Origin of the sequence: Candidatus Kuenenia sp., from assembly GCF_039794105.1 — a bacterium.
In the GTDB taxonomy this organism is placed as follows: domain Bacteria; phylum Planctomycetota; class Brocadiia; order Brocadiales; family Brocadiaceae; genus Kuenenia.
This window is the reverse complement of the sequence record NZ_JBDIWA010000001.1, coordinates 193921-216289: the sequence shown is the minus strand read 5'-3', so window position 1 is coordinate 216289 and position 22369 is coordinate 193921. Positions and strand designations below refer to the sequence as shown.

20 protein-coding genes are annotated in these 22369 nt (G+C 35.9%); all 20 read right to left on the bottom strand.

What is annotated here, in order from left to right:
- Window positions 1-48 precede the first annotated feature (48 nt).
- Entirely contained in the window at window positions 49-438 is a 390-nt protein-coding gene (locus tag ABJL82_RS00825) for a four helix bundle protein (RefSeq protein ID WP_347272787.1), read from the bottom strand.
- A 33-nt stretch (window positions 439-471) separates the two neighbouring features.
- Window positions 472-1563: a glycosyltransferase family 2 protein gene (locus ABJL82_RS00820; protein WP_347272786.1), complete on the bottom strand. Its 1092-nt coding sequence runs from the start codon at window positions 1561-1563 to the stop codon at window positions 472-474.
- A 2-nt stretch (window positions 1564-1565) separates the two neighbouring features.
- A complete protein-coding gene (locus ABJL82_RS00815) occupies window positions 1566-2741 on the bottom strand; it encodes a glycosyltransferase family 4 protein (protein WP_347272785.1) in 1176 nt (391 codons plus the stop codon).
- Between the two features lie 54 nt (window positions 2742-2795).
- Window positions 2796-3917, bottom strand: coding sequence for a glycosyltransferase family 1 protein (locus ABJL82_RS00810; RefSeq protein WP_347272784.1), 1122 nt, complete (start codon window positions 3915-3917; stop codon window positions 2796-2798).
- Between the two features lie 119 nt (window positions 3918-4036).
- A complete protein-coding gene (locus ABJL82_RS00805) occupies window positions 4037-4840 on the bottom strand; it encodes a class I SAM-dependent methyltransferase (protein WP_347272783.1) in 804 nt (267 codons plus the stop codon).
- A 71-nt stretch (window positions 4841-4911) separates the two neighbouring features.
- A complete protein-coding gene (locus ABJL82_RS00800) occupies window positions 4912-5856 on the bottom strand; it encodes a glycosyltransferase family 2 protein (protein ID WP_347272782.1) in 945 nt (314 codons plus the stop codon).
- 46 nt (window positions 5857-5902) lie between these two features.
- Window positions 5903-6481 carry a hypothetical protein gene (locus tag ABJL82_RS00795; protein WP_347272781.1) on the bottom strand — a complete coding sequence of 193 codons (579 nt, stop codon included), beginning with the start codon at window positions 6479-6481 and terminating at the stop codon, window positions 5903-5905.
- Between the two features lie 1022 nt (window positions 6482-7503).
- On the bottom strand, window positions 7504-8169 hold the full coding sequence (locus ABJL82_RS00790) for a class I SAM-dependent methyltransferase (protein WP_347272780.1): 666 nt from the start codon (window positions 8167-8169) through the stop codon (window positions 7504-7506).
- 84 nt (window positions 8170-8253) lie between these two features.
- Window positions 8254-9429, bottom strand: a complete 1176-nt coding sequence (locus ABJL82_RS00785) for a glycosyltransferase (protein ID WP_347272779.1) — start codon at window positions 9427-9429, stop codon at window positions 8254-8256.
- A gap of 208 nt (window positions 9430-9637) precedes the next feature.
- Window positions 9638-10432, bottom strand: coding sequence for a polysaccharide deacetylase family protein (locus ABJL82_RS00780; RefSeq protein WP_347272778.1), 795 nt, complete (start codon window positions 10430-10432; stop codon window positions 9638-9640).
- Window positions 10429-11223, bottom strand: coding sequence for a class I SAM-dependent methyltransferase (locus tag ABJL82_RS00775; RefSeq protein ID WP_347272777.1), 795 nt, complete (start codon window positions 11221-11223; stop codon window positions 10429-10431). Before ABJL82_RS00775 ends, ABJL82_RS00780 begins: the two co-directional genes overlap by 4 nt.
- Before the next feature lie 35 nt (window positions 11224-11258).
- On the bottom strand, window positions 11259-12212 hold the full coding sequence (locus tag ABJL82_RS00770; RefSeq protein WP_347272775.1) for an O-antigen ligase family protein: 954 nt from the start codon (window positions 12210-12212) through the stop codon (window positions 11259-11261).
- Between the two features lie 1146 nt (window positions 12213-13358).
- Window positions 13359-14504: a glycosyltransferase family 4 protein gene (locus ABJL82_RS00765; protein ID WP_347272774.1), complete on the bottom strand. Its 1146-nt coding sequence runs from the start codon at window positions 14502-14504 to the stop codon at window positions 13359-13361.
- Window positions 14505-14522: 18 nt separating this feature from the next.
- Window positions 14523-15221 carry a methyltransferase domain-containing protein gene (locus ABJL82_RS00760; protein WP_347272773.1) on the bottom strand — a complete coding sequence of 233 codons (699 nt, stop codon included), beginning with the start codon at window positions 15219-15221 and terminating at the stop codon, window positions 14523-14525.
- A gap of 251 nt (window positions 15222-15472) precedes the next feature.
- Window positions 15473-17479: an asparagine synthase (glutamine-hydrolyzing) gene (gene asnB, locus ABJL82_RS00755; RefSeq protein WP_347272772.1), complete on the bottom strand. Its 2007-nt coding sequence runs from the start codon at window positions 17477-17479 to the stop codon at window positions 15473-15475.
- Window positions 17428-18318 carry a glycosyltransferase family 2 protein gene (locus tag ABJL82_RS00750; protein ID WP_347272771.1) on the bottom strand — a complete coding sequence of 297 codons (891 nt, stop codon included), beginning with the start codon at window positions 18316-18318 and terminating at the stop codon, window positions 17428-17430. The genes asnB and ABJL82_RS00750 overlap by 52 nt, the downstream gene beginning before the upstream one ends.
- Window positions 18319-18392: 74 nt before the next feature.
- Complete coding sequence (locus tag ABJL82_RS00745) at window positions 18393-19061, bottom strand: class I SAM-dependent methyltransferase (RefSeq protein WP_347272770.1); 669 nt, start codon at window positions 19059-19061, stop codon at window positions 18393-18395.
- A 222-nt stretch (window positions 19062-19283) separates the two neighbouring features.
- On the bottom strand, window positions 19284-20159 hold the full coding sequence (locus ABJL82_RS00740; RefSeq protein ID WP_347272769.1) for a glycosyltransferase family 2 protein: 876 nt from the start codon (window positions 20157-20159) through the stop codon (window positions 19284-19286).
- A complete protein-coding gene (locus ABJL82_RS00735; RefSeq protein ID WP_347272768.1) occupies window positions 20140-21129 on the bottom strand; it encodes a glycosyltransferase in 990 nt (329 codons plus the stop codon). The genes ABJL82_RS00740 and ABJL82_RS00735 overlap by 20 nt, the downstream gene beginning before the upstream one ends.
- A 5-nt stretch (window positions 21130-21134) precedes the next feature.
- Entirely contained in the window at window positions 21135-22244 is a 1110-nt protein-coding gene (locus ABJL82_RS00730; protein WP_347272767.1) for a hypothetical protein, read from the bottom strand.
- Between the last annotated feature and the right edge of the window lie 125 nt (window positions 22245-22369).

Sequence of the window (22369 nt, the reverse complement as noted above, 5' to 3'; positions counted from 1 at the left end):
AACTAGCGCAACCTACTTAACTCACTCTACCCACTCAACTTACCCAACTTACTCCATTCCCTTCCGTTTCTTCAGATAGCTGATATAGCCATTTAATATCTTAATAACAACAAATATTTTTGTCTTCAATATATTGAATTCCTCTTCAGAAATGTAATTTTCATCTAAAGCGACTGTCAGATGATCCAGCACTTCATAAAGAGAACCTCTGGCCTGACGGCAAAATTGAATATTTTCTTGAAAATGGTACCTCCCATGTCCTTCAGCAATATTGGCTGTTACAGACCTTGAAGCCCTTATCATTTGGTCAGCTAACCGAAACCTTTCATCAGATGGCAATGCCTTCGTTAGTTTTGAAATTTCCTTTCTTAACTCTCTTGCTTTCTTCCAGACCTCCAAAGTTTCAAATGTCGATTTTGTCTCATTTAACTCACTCATCTTACTCTACTCTCCCCAACATATTTAACATACTTAACTTACTCTGCTTACTCTGCTTACTCTACTCTCCCCAACCCTCCTACGCCGCCAATACCAAATTCCCCACAGGAAACCCAGACCGTAAGATAGATGCAGAATGAGGAATGCCACGGGCAATATAGTTAAGACTCGCAAATTCCTCCGTCCTACCCACAAACATGCGATAAGATTAGCACCTGTATAAGGTCCGATTACTACAATTCCCCATAAAGGTTTGAAGGTAAACAACGCCATGAAAATGGTCAAAAACAAGCTCAATACAAATACCGCGGGTATCAGGTGACGCCAGGATGGCACAGCACCCCGCTTTTGAATGACACGCACCTTGTAAAATCCGTACTGGAAATACTGTTTCCAAAGACCACGCAGGCTGGACCGACTGTAATATACAGACCGAATAGAGGGATCCATCCAGATTTTACCACCAGACTGTGTGAGACGAAAATTGAACTCATCGTCCTGGTTGCGCACCAATTCCTCATCAAAACCACCGATACGATTAAACACATTGCGTCGGTATGCGCCAAAGGCTACCGTATCCACATAACATCCCTGTCTGCGCCCAGTGCGGAAGGCAACCCCCCCCACACCGAAAAACGAACTTTGTGCCAGTGAAATGGCACGAGCCAACCAGGTTTCGCCTACTGTTACCATAGTTCCACCTACACATTCCGCATCGGTATCCTTAAGCACCTTTACACATTGCTGCACATAATCTGTTTCTATTATTGCATGCCCATCCACCCGTATAATGATATCGCCCCTGGCATGTCGGATGGCGGAATTTAAGCCCGTGGGTACAATCCGACTTGGGTTGTCAAGCAAGGTAATTGGCGAATGAATGGGAGATGGCACATTGTTGTCCTTTGTTTGTGAATAATTGTTGATGATACTTTGCACAATTTCCATTGTCCCGTCATCTGACATACCATCAACGATAATTACTTCTACCAGATTATGTGGATAGTCTTGTGCCAATACCGACCCCAAGCTTCGATTAATGAATGAGGCTTCGTTGCGGATTGGCATTATAATAGTAACGAAAGCATTATCGAATATAGTGTTATCCGACAAATGTGTATTCATGGTTAAGAAACACCTGCTACCTTCTCATAAACTTCTATTGTTTTCTTTACAATATTATTCCACGAGAAAGCTTCTTTCGCATAATTTACAGAGTCTTCTTTCATTTTTTCCAATAAAGGTGGATTACTCAAAAGCTTACATATTGCGTCTGCTATAGCCTTTTCATCTTTAGGTGGAACAAGGAAACCATTCCGGCCTTCTTCAATCATTTCAGGCAAACCGCCCACCCGAGTCGCAATAACAGGAATTCCCATCTTGGAAAGCATGGGAATGTTCCCGCTTTGTGAGGACGCGATATACGGTAGTACAACGATATCTGTTTGCCTAAGATAAGTTATCAAATCTGATAAGGGTATATATCGAAAGTCACAACTGACATGACTCTCCAAATTCATTTCACAGATCATCTTCAGGTAATACTCTTTGTTCCCCCCTGAATCTTTTCCCGCTATCAGGAATTTACATGCAGGATGCTTCTCTATCACGTATGGTATTGCCTTGATAAAATACTCCAATCCCTTATAGGGCCTAATATGCCCAAAGAATGTTACGGTAAAATTGCTGTTTTTCTTTTTAAATATATCAGCATGAAATACCTGGTTAGATTTAACCTGATTTAGAATAAAATCAAAATCACCATGGGCAATGACAGACATTTTCTCCTTCCTGACATGAAGTTTATTAACAAGTTCGTCCTTTACCGACTGTGTCAGGCAGATAATATGGTCTACAACATTATAGATTCTTTTATACTGATTAACATGGCGAGCGCTTGATTCATGAGGTAGGGCATTGTGTGCTGTGTAAACAATCGGGAAACCTTTCTGCCTCAAAAGCCTGATAATGAGGTATTCGACCGTTGGGTTTATCAACCACAGAAAATGGATAATATTCGCTTTTCCTTTAACGAGAGATCTTATAAGGGTTAATAAGTTAAAAGGATATTCTAATGCCCTAAACATTTGGCGAACTTTATGATACTTTGCAAGCATCTTTATCTTATTTGAATACCGAAAGAACGTATCACAAAATGTAATGTTAGCAGGTGGAAATACTTCTTCATAGATAAAATTTGCAGTGAAAAATTCTACAGAACACCCTTGCCTTGCGAGTTCATCAATTAAGCAGTAGTTATAAAAAATGGTACTATTTACCGGATCAACAAGAGCTACTTTCATTACTTTATATTTTTAGCCTCTCGATTACCTCAAGATTTCTCAAGTTGTTTTTCATTATTTTGTATTAATATTTTCATAAACCGTCAAGGTTTTTTGAGCAACCTTTTCCCATGAAAACGATTTTGTCCTTTCAAATCCTTTAGAACTCATTTTTACCCTTATTTCTTTATCCGTAAGTAATTCATACATCTTACGTGCAAATTCTTTCGGCTCATCAGGTCTTACGAGCATACCTGCATCGCCTAACACTCCAGGAATCGAAGATACGTTACTTGCTATCACCGGCACTCCGCACGACATAGCTTCCAAAAGAGGTAACCCAAACCCCTCGTATTTGGATGGATAAACAAATACCTCCGCGAGGTTGTAAATTCCGGGCAAATCTTCATCAGGAACATAGCCGGTAAAAATCACCTGATTTTCAAGTCCCAGTCGCTGAAGGGTGTCAAAAAAGCCGGCGTAAAGCCAGCCCTTCTTCCCCGCCATGATTAATGGAATAGTAAGGCTGTATTTTTTCTTCAAAATATCCATTGCCTCGAGAAGTACCGTTAGATTTTTTCTTGGTTCAATCGTACCAACATAAAGAATAAATCTCTCAGGAAGCTCGTACTTTTGCGAAATCCTTTTCAACGCAGATTCATCCTCAATCCGTTTAAAACTATTATTACAGGCCTCATGAGTTACGGTTATTTTATCCTCTGAGATATTATACAATCGAACAATATCCTTCTTCGTACTTTCAGAAACAGAGATGATATGGTCGGCCTTAACGGCGCTTCGTTTCACAAAGACAGACCAGTAATTAAATGGATTGAACTTCATAACTTCAGGGAAAAGGAGAAAGGCAAGGTCATGGATGGTTACCACCGACTTAACCTTACAAAGCAAGGGTAAAACATTTCTCGGCCCATGGAAAATATCAATCTGTTTCTTCTTGAGCACGAACGGCAGATAGACCTGTTCCCAGAGGTAGTATTTTCGAAGAGGTGCCTGCACAATTACATTTTCGAAATTATCCTGCCCGACCTTGAGATCGTTATAATTTTCCGGGTTTAAGAACAGAACATACCGGTTCTTCTGATCTATTTGTGACAGAGCATGAATCAAATATTTGGTATAAACACCGATTCCCGCATATTGATTTCTTATCGATAATGCATTTATACCAATATTCATATTGACCGGGTATTTGATAAATTAGGCATGTCGAGCGATTAAGGCGTTAATTTTTACGCCAAATTCACCTTCACCGCCTTTGTATATGGTGAGTTCGCTCCACGTAACCCACCCTATCGCTACATTTTTTTCCCAGCAACATAATACTGAGCGCCTAGAGGAAGCCATTTCAATTTATTCTCAAGGCAAGAGATCATTGTATTACAAAAGGGGAAAAAGAATAGGTAACCCTGTTCAAGTAAAAGCAATCTCCTGTTAAATAACTTTTTTACCGTATTCTTCCTAAGCAACACAGCATCAGCATCAAACTTACACCGTTTAACAGCAAGACGTGTCAGCGGATTATACGGATTATGCTCAAACACGATAGCTATTCCACCTTTTTTTGTCACCCGATACATCTCTTGTACAAAGTTCTCCCAATCAACAGGTGGTATATGGTGCATAACACCTATTGTAAATACAAGGTCGAATGTATTATCCGGGAAAGGGAATACATTACCATTATAGATATGATAATGGGCTGAAGAGTTATTCTGCGCAGCTTTTCTTAAAAGATCTTCGGCAATGTCAATAGCGTGAAGTTCACCAAAACTAGAGATAACATAACTGTCCGTCAACCCTATCCCGCAACCTACATCGAGAGCATTTAGTATGCTAGTATCATCTAAATATCTCTGAGCAAGATTTACAAGAAATTGCGCTTTCATTTTTATAAAATAATCGGCACTCTTTCCTATGAAGGCGATAGATCTTTGGACTTCCTCCAGATAATTATCTTTATAGGCATTGAAATCTATACTCATAGTCTTATTTATGTATGTTATATAGTATTGCCTTGCAAAACTTCTCTTTTTGGCAAGTTTTTTACGGCCCCCTTTGTCCCCCTTTTCAAAGGGGACTTGGTTGTGGCTTCGCTGCACTGAACTATTTGCAATCGTAATTACTTAGTTATAGGAAATATATTCTCATGGACAATCTTAAACATTTTCCACTATTCATCCTTTTTAAACCCATGTAAATTGCTCACTATATAAAGAGGACGGTTTTTAACTTCCAGGTATATTCGGCTAACATACTCGCCAAGCATTCCTACCACGATAAGTTGTATACCACTAAAAAAAGAAACCAAAACCACGAGGGATGTCCAACCTCTAATCGTATAAACACCTGATAATCTTAAATAAATAGCGGTAATCCCGGTAAAAAATGAGAGTCCGGCAATAACAAATCCAAAACCCAGTACCAATCGTAAAGGAATGGTTGAAAAATTGATTATAGCATCAACGGCAAGCTTAAGCATCTTCTTAAGAGAATATTTGGTATAACCAGCGAAACGTTTCTCACGCATGTAACGTATACCTGTCTGCTTAAAGCCTACCCAACTAAACATCCCACGTACATATCTATTACACTCGCGCATAGTTTTAAATACATTTATTGCTTTACGGTCAACGAGACGGAAATCACCGACATTAGTTGGTATATCTATTTCCGTCAACTTACGTAAGCAACGATAGAAAACGCTTGCTGTAATCCGCTTAAACCATGTTTCACCTTCACGGTTTTCACGAATTGCATATACAATCTCAAAACCCTCTTCCCATCGTTCTATCATCTTCAATATTACTTCTGGTGGATCCTGCAGATCAGCATCTAATATGATAACAGCCTGACCTATAGAAAAATCCATTCCTGTGGTAATCGCTATCTGGTGTCCAAAATTTCTCGACAAGCGCACAATCTTAAAACGAGGATCTTGTTGATGTATATCGAACATAATTGAGTAACTTTTATCGTCACTGCCGTCATCCACAAGAATTACCTCAGAACTGCCATCAAGTCTTTCCAGAAGAGCACCAAGACGCTTCTTAAGCTCCGGAAGAGTTTCTTCCTCATTGTAAATAGGTATTACAAATGAGTATTTCGGTTCATCCATCTTTTTCCTCCTGCATTCATCCCGCATGTCTTACTATTTAAAACATTTATTTGATTCTATAAATCTTTGTCCAACAATTACCAAATTTCTGATTTGCCATACCGTATACATAATCATGCACGACCCCGGTTAGTTCTGTATCGTTATCTATAAATTGTTTAAATTTGATTTTATCGATTTCTCTATCAATTTTTCCGTAATCAGTATCATGATTAATCATATAATCCCAGTATTCGGTATAGAGAACATATTGGATCTGGAACTTTTTAAAATATTCTTCAGAAGACATATTTTTTACATTTATTGCATAAGATAAATCTCTGAGGGCTATATAATCATAATTCTCAAAGAACCCATATCCAAAGCGAACATCTCCAATTACAATACTTCCGGGAGGTATAAATGCTTTAACTTGTGCCAGATAGGCCTCATAATCAGAGGGAGAGAATTTATAGAATGCATACATATTTTGCCCTGCAAAAATCAGGATTAAAATAACAATAATTTTTTGCGCGCTTACTTTTACTTTTTTAAAAAGATCTTGTAACCCAAACAATACCATGCAAAATAGCACCATAAAAAAAGGATAGACAAGAATAATGAAATTCGTATCAAAAATATTCATTATCAAAAAACCGATATTATATGAGAACAAACAAATCAGAAATAATTTTAATGCCGATTTGTATCGGATGTCGTACGTCTTTGATTTTAATAAATAGCACGATCCAATAACAGAAATACAGAGAATGGTAAATTCCAACATTTTTCTATGGTATCTTGGCTCCCAGAAGTTGTTGGCAAAGAATATAATATTTTTTTCCATGCGTGCAGTAAGGTCTGAAAATAATCCATGACTTGCACCCAAAGAGAAAACATTTTTAAAAATAAGAGGGTCCATTAAATATCTAACCAGAAACCATAATAATAACATAGAGGCTGAACCAATACCCCAGGCTATTACTCTTTTTATTTTTTCACTCCAGTTCCGGTTTTCATAAAAACAATACAAGAGGGTAAAACACAAACATAATACAAAGGCATTGAGATGTATTTCAAATGCAACACCACATAACAACCCAAATAGAAAATGTTTATAAAGGAGATCCGATTTTACCATCTTCAAAAATAGATACACGCATAACAAAGACCATAATAAAAAAAGGGCTTCTTGCCTTGCCAGATGCGAAGCATAAACAGCCGTCTCTGTTACCGAAAAGAGAAGAGCAGCAAAGAAACCTAATCTGTTATCAGAAGTGAGCCTTTGGATGATAAGATAAATGAAAAGGGTTGATCCCCCTATACACAAGAGGGAGGGTAGCCTTGCCGCAAACAGGGTATATCCAAAGAACTTGAAGGATATATAGTGCGTTAGGAGGTAAAAAAGACCCATAGGATAATAACCTGGAGACTCTCTAAATACAGAAAATTTAAACTCTCGATTCTTTAATAATGATATAAATACACTATCATTCCAGGCCTCATCCATATATGCAGTTGGATATTTAGTGAGAAATAAACCGCTAATCAAATAAAAAATGGCTATTAAAATGATTACGAATGTTGTACTTGTAAGTGCTCTGCTTTGTTGATAATTTTTAATATTAGCCTCCTGCACCGATACCTCCGTGTCCAAGGACTCACAATTTATTTAGAACTACCTATTATAGAAATAAAATTATTAATAACACGCCATGGTTTAATATCCATTAACAAATATTTTGCCAGACCATTCCCTGACTGCAGAATCCTGCTATCGTTTATCCGATAACCTGTATTTATTATCTCTTCTTCGTATTCATGTCGTTGTCTGACATATTGACCTCTATCTCTGGCAGCTAAAATGTTGTTAATAAATCGCCCTTTGATGTAAAGGACATCAAAGGTAACGATTCGTACTATCGGAGCTAATTTAAATGCCATAAAAATATTATGTATTTCTTCAGAAGACAGATGGTGCAAGACGCCTATTAAAAGAACTTTTGTGGGAGATATCTTTTGAATATCCGATGGTGAAAGATTTTTCATATAAGTAAAAACCTTGGTTCCTAATTTATCTCTATGTTTACTTTTTAGTGAATTTAAAGCCCTATCATCGACATCAAACCCATGGTATTCTTTGTAAGTCTCTATGTAATCCAAAGCATTACCAGTTCCGCATCCTACGTCAATAATTATATCTTTCTCTTCGAAGCATGGAACAGAATAAACATACCTATAAGCCTCATTGAAATATCCCAGTACAAAAGGTCGAACATTGTCATACACCCAGGGAGTTCCTAATATTTTATTATAGAACCTTTTAAATCCCATCTTTATTACTCCCTCCGGGAAATATCCGTTAACAACAAATTCGTTAAAAGTCGCATAAGATTCTATTTTCTAAGTAAAACATTATTAATCATTAACTTTATTTTCATTATTACTAAGTATTTCATTATAGACGGAAAAAAACATTTCAGAGATTCTCTTATTCGTAAAATTTTCCAATACTCTTTTCCTTCCAGCTTCACTCAGTTTTTGCCTAAGTTCACTATTGTCCATTAAAATTGAAATTTTCCCGGCAAGATCTTTTTCATTGCCTTCCTCAAAAATTAAACCTGTATCACCAATTACATTTGGTATTTCTCCTGACGAAGAACCAATAACTGGTATTTCACATGCCATAGCCTCAATTATCACCCTGCCAAATTGCTCTTTCCATTCAGTTGTTGTTTCAGATGGCACAATTAACACATCCATACAGCTATAATAATCAGGAAGCTGAGGCATATTAACAAATCCTAGCCATAAGATATTCTCTTGCATATTCAACTGTTTTGACAAATTGACAAGAAGTTCTTTATCCGGACCCTCACCAATGATTATTAAAGTATATTTCTTATAAATTAGACGAAGAGCTTTAAATAGTGTAGCAAGACCTTTCTTTATCTCTATTTTTCCTACAAAACCTATGGTAAAATAGTTTAATTTAAGCTTCGCTTTAAGGTAATAACAATCTTTTTTCTTAAAAACGTTTTCATCTATTGTTAATGGCACATAGTATATTTTTCTTTTAAAACCCTTTTTATTAAAAATGTCAATTGCCTCATGATTGCACGCCAAAATAGCGTCACTATGGTCTAACGAATATTTTTCCCATAATGGATACAAATATCTTTGCAAACTAAAATAACTCCACTCTTTATGTGTTTTAAAGATATTAACTGCTGTGTACAAAATAAATTTTGTATTTTTCGAAATTAATCTTGCAAGAAATATAGTAAGAAATGAAATAAAACTTTGCGGTTCTTCATCCAAGTGTATTATTTCCGCTTTAGTCATTTTAATAATTTTGTATAAAGAGAAAGGAGAATAAAAATGTAAATGCTGCCTGCCTGTCTTTGAAAAAAAAGCATGTAATCTTATAAAGTTATAATAATCGGAAACTTTTTTTGATTTAAGCAATCGACCTTCATAATATGATTTAGGAACAATCACTGTGAGTTTTATAGAATCGTGATTAGCAATAGTTGTTAATCTTTTTTGATAAGCGTTATTGACGCTTGAATGTGATAGCATTAATATATTCATCGTTATTAGTTTCACTGACTATAAAATCATTCACCTTTAACAGCAAAAAGAGCAACACAATAGCCAAACCACCCCTTGGGAAATAGTTTTTGATATTTTTTTGTTACATTATATTTTATATCGTTAATCACAAACCCATTTTCATTTAAAAGCAAGGGCATTTCTTTAATATTTATCGGGTTTATGTGTTGCATGACAGAAGGAAGGATTAAGGTTTGAAAAGTATATCTCCTTCGCCTCTTCTTTCGCCTAGTAGCCATCTGCGAAGATGGGCATAATTTTTCATTCCCATCAACAAATAAGGAACTCGGAATATAGCCCATCGTACCAACTCTTTGTTAAGATTATAATTACAATATCTTTGAACTTCTGAAGCAGATGTACTTTCTCTGATTGCAACTCTTTTTAAGTTGAAAAGGGATGTCCCGATCTTATTAATACCCGGTCTTGAAGCACATAACGATTTAAGACCGGCCTCTTTAGCGCATGCAATAATTATTCTGCTCAAATCACCTCCGGGCAAAGAAGCAGAGTCTATTTTTTGCCCCAAAAGCGATTCAAGAAACTGTTTGCAGGTACAAAATTCCCATAAAATTTCTTCCCTGGAACATGAAGCCAACATACGATGTGTTGTACCGTGCAGTCCAATCTCCATACCAGCGCTTACAGCACGGAGAATATTTTCCCGGTTGCAAAAACCTTTACGTCCCACAAAATCTTTTGTAATAAAAAAGGTTGCTTTTAAATTAAACTTCTGTAACAGTGGCATTGCTATTTCAAAGGACCCTCTCCATCCATCATCAAAAGTTAAAACCACAGAATCTTCAAAATTGCCTTTAAGAAACTCAGTAATCGTAATTACCTTACGACCTGACGCTATAATAACCGAAAGATGTTGTTTGAAAATCTTTTCTGACACATGATACATTGAGGCAGATCGTGGTATGCCTTGTAAAGGTTCTTCCCGATAAACATCATGATACATTAACCAAACCGATTTCATGGGCTGTCGTCTTGCCGTCTTTTTGCGACAATGACACCACCTGAACACAAGAATCGTGTTCGTTGACTTGCCAATTGGGAATCCCAGCAACGCCATTTCCTCCAAATCCAGGAGGGAAGTGGAAAATTAAAGAAAAAAAGCGAACAATTAAAATAATTAACCTCGAAATCACGAAATCCGAGATGGACAAGTTTTGGGTATAATTGCGTAGAGTAATCAAATGCCTTTTCATGTACTTCCGAAAAAAACGCCTTCTTTTGCCAGCTCAATTTGCATTGATGAAATACGCTAAAGGAAATTTTTAACACATCGCGTAAGTATCGAGGAAGCGAAAAACGATTCCTGAAAGAAAGAATTAAGTAACCATCGGGTTTGACACAATCAGCAAGTGCCAAAATCCCTTGTTCCGGATCTTCAAGATAATCAAGCAAACCTATACATAATACTGCATCCATTTTATTTCGAAAAACACCAAGCAAGTCGATATCTCCTACCATAAATTCAGCATTTTGCAAATTCAGACTTTTTGCTTTTTGAACCATTTCAGGTGAAATATCAATCCCGATATAGCGCAATCCTTGAGAAATACAAGAAGAACCGAAAACTGCCGGTCCCATACCAAAATCCAAAACCGTTCCTTTTCGAACACGACGAAGAAAGTTTTCTACGATATCTATTCGTCTCTGAAAGATCATTGAACTGAAGTTCTTAACTTGAGCCTCAGATCTCTTCCAATAGTTTTCAACGTTTTTATCAAAATATTTCTTTGCTTTAAAATGTGAATCAAACATTATTTTTGATTATCTCCATGAAGGCGCCGTATTCTTCAAATATTTATTTGTGAAATTATTTCTGATCTCTTAAACCGCCTGATAAGCACAATGAGCCCGAAAGTAAACCCAAGCCACACATTGATTTTGATTTCAGCCATTGAGGGAGAGATAAAGCCAGCAATAATAAAATTCATGAGGCTTAAGAATATTCCTAACAATACACTTCTATAATATGGGTCTTCTAATTCCACATATAATTGATAAGTATTTTTAATAGAAAGATATATAAGTAACAAAAATGGGACAAAAACAACCAATCCCATCTTTGCCCAAATCCACAAATAGTTGTTATGAAAGACCATGCTTGCAAAGGCATTTCTCTTAACATACTTGAAATCAACTATTGGTTCCAACACAGTCCCCAGTCCATTTCCAAATAAAGGATTCAATTTAATATATTCCCAGGCATTCTTCCATTCCCACTGTCTAAGAATAAAGGTGTGTGCCTCAAAAGGATTTTTCATGGACTCAATTTCACTTGATAATGAAAATTCACCATTCGATGCAGTAGGAGAACTATCACTCAAAGATACTAGAGTTACAAATATCACCCCTGCGGGAATCAGTAATCCAATAAACTTTATCTTACCAGTCTTCTTCATGAATAAGAAATACAGACAGATAGTGATTATAAAAGAGCCCCACAAGGTGCGACGGGTAGAAAAAAGAATACACAAACACATCGGAATTAAAAAAATACGCATTGTTTTAACAAGAGGATCACCTGGGCAATTATCTCTAAAACCAAGATAAAAAAAGATCACAGTTAAAAAAACCGTTGTTTCCGACCATCCTGGATAAAGCAAAACAAAACTGCGGGAAATAAAAATGGTGATTAATCCAGTAATGCTTTTTATACCAATACAAACTATAAATAGTTTGATAATAAATTTTAATTGTTCTTCATTTTTAATAAGATTAATCATGAGTACAAAAACGAGCGGCATGCTTATGAATCTTCTTAACTCATATAAACCCTCAAAATTATATGTCCTGATCGAGGAAAACAACCAATTTATTACTATGGCGAGGGAAAATATGTACATACTATGACTGAGTCTCGTTTCTTCAAAAAGCCTGAGGTCTCTTTTTAAACAAATTGAAGCATACAATATCGCCATTGTCCCCAAGGATAGTAGCTCGAATAAATTAAGATTAAGGGGAAGTGATAAATCAGAAAAAAATTCGATAACCTGCCCACCGCTTCCAATGCTGATAATCCCGCCGGAGAGGCACATAGCCCCGATAATGATATATAATCCCAATATATTTTTCTTGATAAGCAGGAAAGCTAAAAACGGAAGAATAAAAAAAACCGGAAGGATGAACGGCGTCCTGTAAAGAAAAATTTCTCCACAAAGATACCAAAAGATAAGTGGTAGAAAAATAACGATTAAATATTGAAATTTATATAGGTTGTTTTTGTAAAACACTATTTATCACTTAAGTATATAAGAGGTTCTATTGAATACCGAGGTCATCATTTCTTTTTCGGTTTTTTAACTAACAACATTATATTAAACGCATGAATTCCATATGCTATTGAATAGTCAGCATCAGCAAGAAATCTCACGAATCTATCCAAAAAAGTAATTCTTAACCTTTTGGTTACCCTATAAGCAATCAGACAAGTTGGATAAATGAAGCAACCAGTTCTGGAATATTTTAAAATTGTGAAACTGTGGACTAATTCCTTTAGTTCGGCAAACGTAAAATGTTTATGAGGCAACCCGGATTTCACCTTTTTTTAATTGATCGGAAGGCCTCCCCTTTATCCCCTCCTTGCGAAGGAGGGGATAAAGGGGAGGTTATAAGTTCATTTATGTAGTATCGAAAATTTTCAACATCTAAAAACCAAAATGAACCTTTATAAGGCACGCTTAAACACATGGCAGCCTCTTCTTTCATCACCCCGGAAATAACCTGTAAACCCAGCTACCCCACACCCTATATCTAACAGGATATGATTAGATTCTGGCAACCAGGTATATGCTTTCTTACCCCGTTCTCTCATTCCATGGATTTTCATAAAACATTTTCAAAAGAAAGATCAAAAGATAATTGACAAAATAATTTCTATCGGATATCGGAACTTATAGATGCTGTTTTTCTATGACACTTTTAATTTCCTGAATAATCTTGGGAACAATCGCAGAAGCGTAATATCCTTTCCCTTTATCCAGTGCGTTTTTGGAGAACTGATCATAATTATCCATGATCTTAATGGCATACGCTGCACCTTTTTCCTCATCATCAGAATCAAGTACAAAACCATCTTTGCCATTTGTAATAATCTGTCGATTGTCGGCTACATCTGAAACAATTGCTGGTGTACCACATGCTAAACTTTCTAATATTGTTTTGGCCGTTCCCTCCCAATACGACAACGTAAATGACACAACTGAAGCATTAAAAAAGGTTCTCACTATTTGATTGGGAACATTTCCATGAAAATGAACACTATCCTTTATTTTAAGTTCCTCAACCAGGTGTAATAGCTTTTCCCTATCTGGCCCATCCCCGACAATACACAAGAAACAATCTCTTCGTTTTATAAGAATCCTTTTGAAGATTTTAATTAATAATGCAACCTTTTTCTGAGTTGCCAATCTGCCAACATAACAAAGGACTGTTTTACCCTTCAATCCCAATACTTCTTTCGATTCCTCCATATCCTCTGAATAGAAGATGGAGCTATCGACAAAGGTAGGATAAAACCGCATCTTACCAGCATAATTTGGATATTTATTTTGATAATAATTAAGACCCTCCTGACTCACCAATATTACTCTATCAGCTTTTTTAATAGCATAGGAATCAGATTTAGCAACAAATAATGCCTTGCATTTACCAACGGCTATAGTGGTTATTGGCATGTTTGTACCGTGAATGATCAATACTAACGGAGTGGTTTTCTTTTTAAAGAGATATGGCCAAAAATAGGTGGTTGAATGATAAATTATTGCATCCTTTTGATAGGATATCTCTTTTAGTTTTAACCAAATATAATAAATCGTTCTTATTGTTTCGGGTATAAATTTGTATTTTTTTTTCATGGGGACCAGGACATTGGTTTGCACTACATTTTTACCCAGTGTAATCGTCTTTTTCTTCTCCATCAATGACCAACAGTCAAAATCAATTCCTGTTGCATTTTTGATAAAAGTGCGAATATATATAGCAATACCTACCGCCTTTTCGTCTGTACAATCTTCATAAAACACATCTGATACTTTCATTAAAGCCACAATCTATCCTTATAATTTTCTTCCGGAAACAGATACCAGATGTTTTCCAACTTTGATATCAACAAAGCCATTGTTCTTGTACCAGCCAATAATTTCATCAACTGAGTAAGTACGGGCATACTTTGGAGTAAAGCAATCAAAAGTATCCAGACAAGCCCATTCAATAAGCATTTCGTCCGTGAGTGAAAACCTCCCTTTATAATCAATAACGGGAAACAATTGTCGAGTAACAAGGCCGATCAGTGGCAGACGATTTAACTTAATCGCCCACGGCACATAGGATAATACTATCTTTAACATAGTGCCTGATGGAATAATCCTGTTTGCAAGGAACTTGTATAAATATATGGGACGAGGTATCCAGGAGGGCAAGCGATTACCACGACCTTTTCCATAAACCCAGATCGCAAATCTTCCCCCTGGCTTTACCAGACGAACAAGGTTCTTCCATGTTTTGTAAGGGTCTGGAGTATGATGGATGACACCTATTGAATAAACAAAGTCAAATACTTGATCGGGCAATGGTAAATGATTTGCGTCACATTGAAGTAACATGAGCCGGTTATTATTCGGCAATAAATTTTCAGCAGCAACATATACGGCTTCACTCAAATCAATTCCAACAAGCGCTTCTGGCTCTGCTTTGAGTACAACTTCAAGGTAACGACCTGTCCCGCATCCAACATCCAATACATTCTTGCCTTTCATATCGGACGGCTGCCATCCCGTATATTCATAAAAAAGTCCTTCGCTTATCCGAGTGCCCGTATATGAATCTAATTGTGTTTTCCGGAAATGAGTCCACTCCGTACTGAATGAATCTGCATATTGGGCTTTCTCTGTGAATTTAAGAACACCTTTGATCTTTTTAAATTGCAATTTGCAGTTCGTACATTCCAAGGCTGACCTTTTTGATTGAAAATCAATTTCTTTTTTACACTCCGGGCACAAACATTGTATCACTCCAAACCCCCCTTACGATCTTTATTTGAATCGTCTATGTTCATTATTTTGTCTTGGAATATTAAATGCCACAATTCAAGACACAACAAACTCCATATAGCATTTGTATGATTTCTTATTCCGTTGAAATGCTCTTCTACCATGCTTTCCATCCATTGATAATTAAAATAACCTCTCTGTTTAAAACGCGAATTCAGTAAAATATCTTTTGCAAATGATTTTAAATTGGTTCTTAACATCAATGCAAGATTGAAACTAAATCCCATTTTACGTCGGTAAATGACTTCTTTGGGCAAATATCTTGCTGCAACCTTTTTTAAGAGATGTTTTTGCATACCATACTTTACCTTTATGTTTGATGGTATGCTCGCTGCGTATTCCATCATTTTATAGTCCAGGAAAGGCGACCTTACTTCCAGAGAATTCATCATCGACGCTACGTCTACCTTTACCAGATAACCGTCAGGCAATTGAGTCATTATATCTATATAGAGGGCCTTATCAATATCATCGATGGTATTTGCTGAGGATAAATAGTCTGAATATATACCGTATGGATTATGATCTGCTATTTGCTCTTTAAACCATGGCGTATAAAGTTTAGCGTAGTCAGTTAGGTTAAAAGTAGAACTTAATCTTACGCTATCTATAAAAGATTGTCTTCCATACTCGATTAGTGTATGAAATTTATGTAGTACTGCTTTATTACGAAAACGATTCATAAGCCATTTACAAAAAAGAGGAAGCATTTTGTTTCGAAGGGTTATGGGTAATATATTTCGATAAATAGATGCCGCCTTTACAATCTTTACATCATCATAACCACCAAAACATTCGTCTCCCCCGTCCCCGCTTAAAGCCACAGTAACATGCTCACGAACTTTCTTTGATAAATAATATGTAGGAATCTGGGATGCGTCGGCATAGGGCTCACCAAAGGCCAGGACAATCTTTGGTAAGATTTCAGGGATTGCCATATTTGCCAGCAACTCATCATGATCTGTGTGGAAAATCCTCGAAACCCTTGATGCATAATGCGCCTCATTAAAAGCCTCGCCATCAAAAGCCACTGAAAAGGTTTTGACAGGAATGGAACTATTTTTTGACAAGAAGGCAACAACGAGACTAGAATCTATTCCACCGCTTAAAAAAGCACCTACCGGAACATCGCTCAACATTCTTTTTTTTACAGCACGATCAAGCAACTCAATTGTTTGATCAATATAATCTGACTCATTTTTATAATGAAGTTTACGATTAAAATCTAAACGCCAATATTGATAAGTTTTTACCGATGATTTATCAAATACTATATAATGAGCTGGTAATACTTTTTTGACCTCATTATAAATTGTCAATTCCTGTGGTATCCAGGCGAATCTAAGGTAAGAATCAATTGCTTTATTGTTAATGGCAAGCCCTTGATTTAAAGCTTCTTTTATCGATTTTATATCGGATGAAAAATACACATTCCCATTTACTGTAGAATAGAAAAGCGGTTTAACCCCTATGCGATCCCTAACTAATACAAGCTCTTCCTTATTAGAATTCCATAAAGCGAAGGCAAACATACCATTTAACCTGGTTAACACATCCATACCCCACTGCTCATATCCATGGATAATTACTTCAGTATCGCTTTTGGATTTGAAAATATGACCCGAGGAAACTAATTCATCGTGAAGCTCCCTGTAATTATATATTTCTCCGTTAAATACCGTCAAAATTGATCCGTCTTCATTACTCATAGGCTGCCTGGCATTGGATGAAAGGTCGATAATCTTCAAACGGCGGTGCCCCAATCCGATATGATTCGAGACATAAATACCAGCATCATCAGGACCACGAGAAAACATAATATCTCTCATCCTTGTAATTATTTTCTCATCCACAACCCTGTTTTTTGTGTCAAAAATACCACAAATTCCGCACATGATAAAAATCCGCCAATTTAAGTTAAACTTACTTTTAAACCAATTGTCCAGGCAAGTATTTTTCCACATTTTCCTTTTCTTCTTAGCAACATCATCCTTGATAACATAACCATAATTACCAGTAAACGGAATAGTGTTGCCTTTAACATGCCATGGTTATTTCTAAAATAAATTTCCAAGCTTATAAAATAATGCAATTCTACCGTATCGTGTTTTTTTACCGCTGCCTGCCCATAATGCAGTACTTCTGCATTACTCAGATAGTATATAATGTAACCACATCTTTTCGCCCAAAGACAAATCTCCACATCTTCGCCAAACATAAAGTAGCTCTCATTAAATATTTTATTATCCTTTGAAAAATCTCTTCTGAAGACAATACAAGCACCTGCAAGGCAGTCTACCTCTCTACTATTCTTGTGATCCCAGCTTTCAATATTTAATCCCTCAAAAATATTGGGCCAGCGTTGGTTCAACCCGGTAATCCAGACAAATGATGTATACAGATTCGGGAGCCGCCTGGCACATACATATTGAATGGTTCCATCCGGATTCAACAATTTTGGACCAACGATTCCACATTCAGGGTTATTCAAGAGATATTCATACATCACTTCCAGGGCATTGTTTAACAATACGGTATCAGGGTTAAGGCAGCATATATACTTACCTTTAGACTCTAAATATGCCTGATTATTGGCCTTGGCAAAACCCACATTTTGAGTATTCTTAATCAATTTGATTTCTGGAAATTCTACCTCAAGCATTTGCACAGAACCATCTGAGGATGCGTTATCTACAACAATAATTTCAAATGCTAGTTCTGTTGTAAATTTATAGATAGACCGTATACATTCCACTAATAATATTCCTGTGTTCCAGTTAACCAGGAGGATTGATAGATCCATATATAACCCTTACCGTTATTTGCATCATGAAAAATATACCGCATAATAATGTCATCAACAATAAAACCGAATCTCTACTTCAATGGAACTTTTTTTAGTAGTAAAATATCTTGCCACGAAAGATGGTTTTCCCTATTATTCCATTTGCCAAAATAGGGAGCACCAATTAATGATAAATTATCGTTTTTAAACAAATTGAGTATATAGTTTTCATCATACGCTACATTTATTTCTGGTATATTAACGTCCGCAACTTTGTAATACTTGGAATCCATGCTATCAGGCCTAACATCAACATAATTAGTTACTAATTGAGTTAAATCTTTTGTTAAATGAAATGTACTCATTAAAATTCCATTTGGTTTAAGTACTCTATATATTTCACAAATATAATTTCTTAAACCAGGCGGAGTCATATGGGTAAAAACTGAACTCGCAAATACTATGTCAAAGTTATTGTCCCTGTATGGAAATCTAAAGTCTGAAGGCATAACATTACTCTCAGAATTGTAACTCCCACTATATACGTTTATGTGATGGAACTTAAATTTTCTATGCTCTTGCTCAATCTTTTTTTTTGCATATTGTATTACTTTCTTATTAACATCAATCCCCTCGTAGGAACCTTCATCAATATGATCAATTAGATTTTGTGCAATACGACCGCATCCACACCCTATTTCAAGAACATGGTGGTACGGTTTTAAACTACAAAGTAATTTAAGATAAATGGTAAATTCCATCCCAACAGATGCATACTCGCGTATGGATGGACCACCCACAATACGTCGGATATGCCTAGGAGGATATTTAAATTCATCGCAGCACAATTTAAGATAAATGTACTCAAAAATATTCCATATGTATTTAGAAGTAGATATACGAAAGATTATTAATCTTAGTCTCTTTATAAAAATCATCTTCTTCCCTTTATTTTGAATGTAGATAGCAATATTATTTTCAACTTACCGCATTATTTTATATAACTTTAATACGATTAAACAAATTCTAAACGTAGTAGATAATCTAAAATCATATAGAGCTGATTTACTCAAAAACAACAGGCTCTTCTTAAAATCATGTATTTCTCCTTTGGCAACACCAATTCTCCAGTAATACAAGCTTAACAATTTTTTGTCCAATGAGATTTCATCAATATATTTGTTCAGTATTGCTTCTAGTGCTAACGCATTATTTTCTTTATTTATGTTTACACTATTTATGGATTCGTAGGCAAAGACCAGGTTTTCAGGTATATACGCAAATGAATAATATTTGGATACCCTGATCCATAGATCCCAATCCTCAAGGCATGGCAGGTTCTCATCAAAAGCACCTGATTTTTCAATACACTCTCTTTTAATCAATACCGTAGGCGTTCCAATAAAACAATATTCTAAAAGCAATCTATGGCAATGAGAAATGTCTTGATTTGCGGGAAGAATTTCTTTTTCTGACCCGTCTTTCAATATTTTCTTGTATTTTGAAAATACTAATCCTACATTGTCTTCAGATGCCTGCATACGGTGCATTTGCTTTTCTAATTTTTCATTATCCCAAACGTCATCATCATCATTAAAAGCAATATACGCTCCTTGCGCTAGCCGTATGCCTGTATTCCTCGAAGCAGCCGGTCCTTTGTTCTGTTCATGCCTGATATAGCGTATTCTGGTGTCATCAAATTCTTTAAGCACGTCAGAATAATCAAGAGTAGAAGCATCGTCAATTATTAACACTTCGAGATTGGAATAGCTCTGAGACAGAACGCTTTGGACAGCCCTTTGCAACAACACAGACCTGTTATAAGTTGGTATGATAACACTAACTAGTGCATCCGGCATTTTTTAAAGATTTTAGGAAGTGTATATAGTCTACAAGAAGGTTAATATCCTGCTTTCTTGGCAACCAGTTCAGTATGAATCGCCGAACAAATCCTTTTGACTCATGAGAATACCTCAGCGCACGATCAAAATAGCACTTGAATAAGAAGATGAGAGGACTTTTCCCCAAGCTGGTAACATGTCTAAATCTCACGATATTCAACTCTAAACTTATTTTGCGGAGATTGCTTGTATGGGTTTTTTGTAATTCATGCCTTCTCGCATAGGCTAGTGCATCTTCAAGGGTAATAATGTCTCGCTCATGTAATTTTAAAAATATTCGAAGCCACAACTCATAATCCATTGAAAAATATAATGATTCATCAAGTGGTCCAACAAGTTCCCAAAGTATTTTTGTCCAGAAAACACCGGGCTGAGGAAGCGTAAACCTTGGCATCTTAAGTATTTCTTGATAAGTAGTAGCTCCAAACATAGTTTGAGGAAGAATACGACTGTCTGAATCATAAAAACCAATACCTCCACAGAGGATTTGAGGTCTGGAAATATCAAATTTTGTTGCGATCTTAGTTAAAGTATTCTTAGCATAGATATCATCAGTGTTTAACCATGCCATAATGCCTCCTGTTGCCCGTTTAAAACCTTTATTTATTGCATGGCTCTGACCACAATCCTTTTCTGAAATCCAATAGGCAAGCCATGGCTCGTATTTTTTAATAATCTCAACTGAATTATCTGTACTACCACCATCTATGATAATGTATTCAAGATTTGGATAACCTTGCAAGAGTACAGAGCGTATGGTTTCTTCTATAAACTGTCCCTGATTATAAGAAGGAGTGACAATACTGATTTTTGCCCATGGCTTACCATTTGGCATTTTTGGCGGCAAATGAGCATATTTTTCTGTCCAAGGCCAACCGGTTTTGCCAGGTGGTGAAGGAGGAAGTTCATTAAGCTGTGCGTAATTCATAGTTTTCATTTTATTATTTTAGATAATTTATGTATAGAAAATGCAATAATATTACGAAAGGTAATTTTTATAATTTGCCAATGGAAACCATGTCTTTCAATATTGCTAAGCAACAAGATGATAGATTTTTTTATTTTATATCCTAAGATAAAGTTCAGGTGGATTTGTTTATAAGACTCAAAAGTGAGCGGAATATTTTCACTAAATAATAATCTTGCTTCAGAGAACCCTTTAGTAATAATAGTTTCAATGCAATTTACTACTCTTTCAACCGGACAATCTGTAATTTCAATAATTTCTTTGGTTGAAATATTGTAATACTTAAAATCATAAATAAATGATCCATAAATGGATTTATCTTTTTTCAATAATTGGACCATTTTAAGTGGTTTCGCCCAATCAGAAGTTGAAAGCCATGAAATTCCACTCGAACAGCCAATTAGTAACGTACAATACTTTGTTAACTCTGCATTTTCACGAAAAGATAACACGCTTCCATCAATAATTCTTTCATTATTTGATTGAATCGGTATGTCTGAAGAAAGTATTACGCACATGTCTTGAAATTTACGAATTAGACTATGAGCAACTTCCAGAGCAAAGTAAGGAGTTACAAATGATTGACCACTTTTTGAGCTATATTCAAATAGTATTACATTTTTGTAAGCCTGAATATGATTCGATTCAGAAAAATAACGAACTTTTTCAACTTCAGAAGGTAACAGTCTTAATACAGGAGAAATAGGTACTGTTATGGGGTTAGGGTATCCTCGAAAAAGAGAAGATCTAACAGAACCATCAAAATTTTGAAAATTATTCGGGAAAATTTGAGTTAAAAATACTTCATCAAAGTCACCTTTTTTCTTTCGTTCTGATGCTTCAGTTTCAAAACGCTGCCAAGCTTCGTAAACATCTTCATGATTTACAATTGGGATTTCCCAAATCTCATCAACATAAGGGTTCCCAATTAAAATTGAACTACACATTGTTCCTATCGCCCAGGTTAAATGACATTTCGGGTAGTCTACTTTAATCTGATGACTAATCGTTGTGGCATATAGGCAATCCCCTCTTGCAGCAAGTTGGCCTAATAGTATTCTTTTGCACTTATTCAATTCTTTGCACTTTTACCTTTATCATAGGTTAGCCCTTGCAGGATTTCCCTGTCAAACCCACCTTCTGCCAGTATCTTTACGCGGTGTATCGGCTTATATATTTCAATAAAGCTCCATTTAGTGAG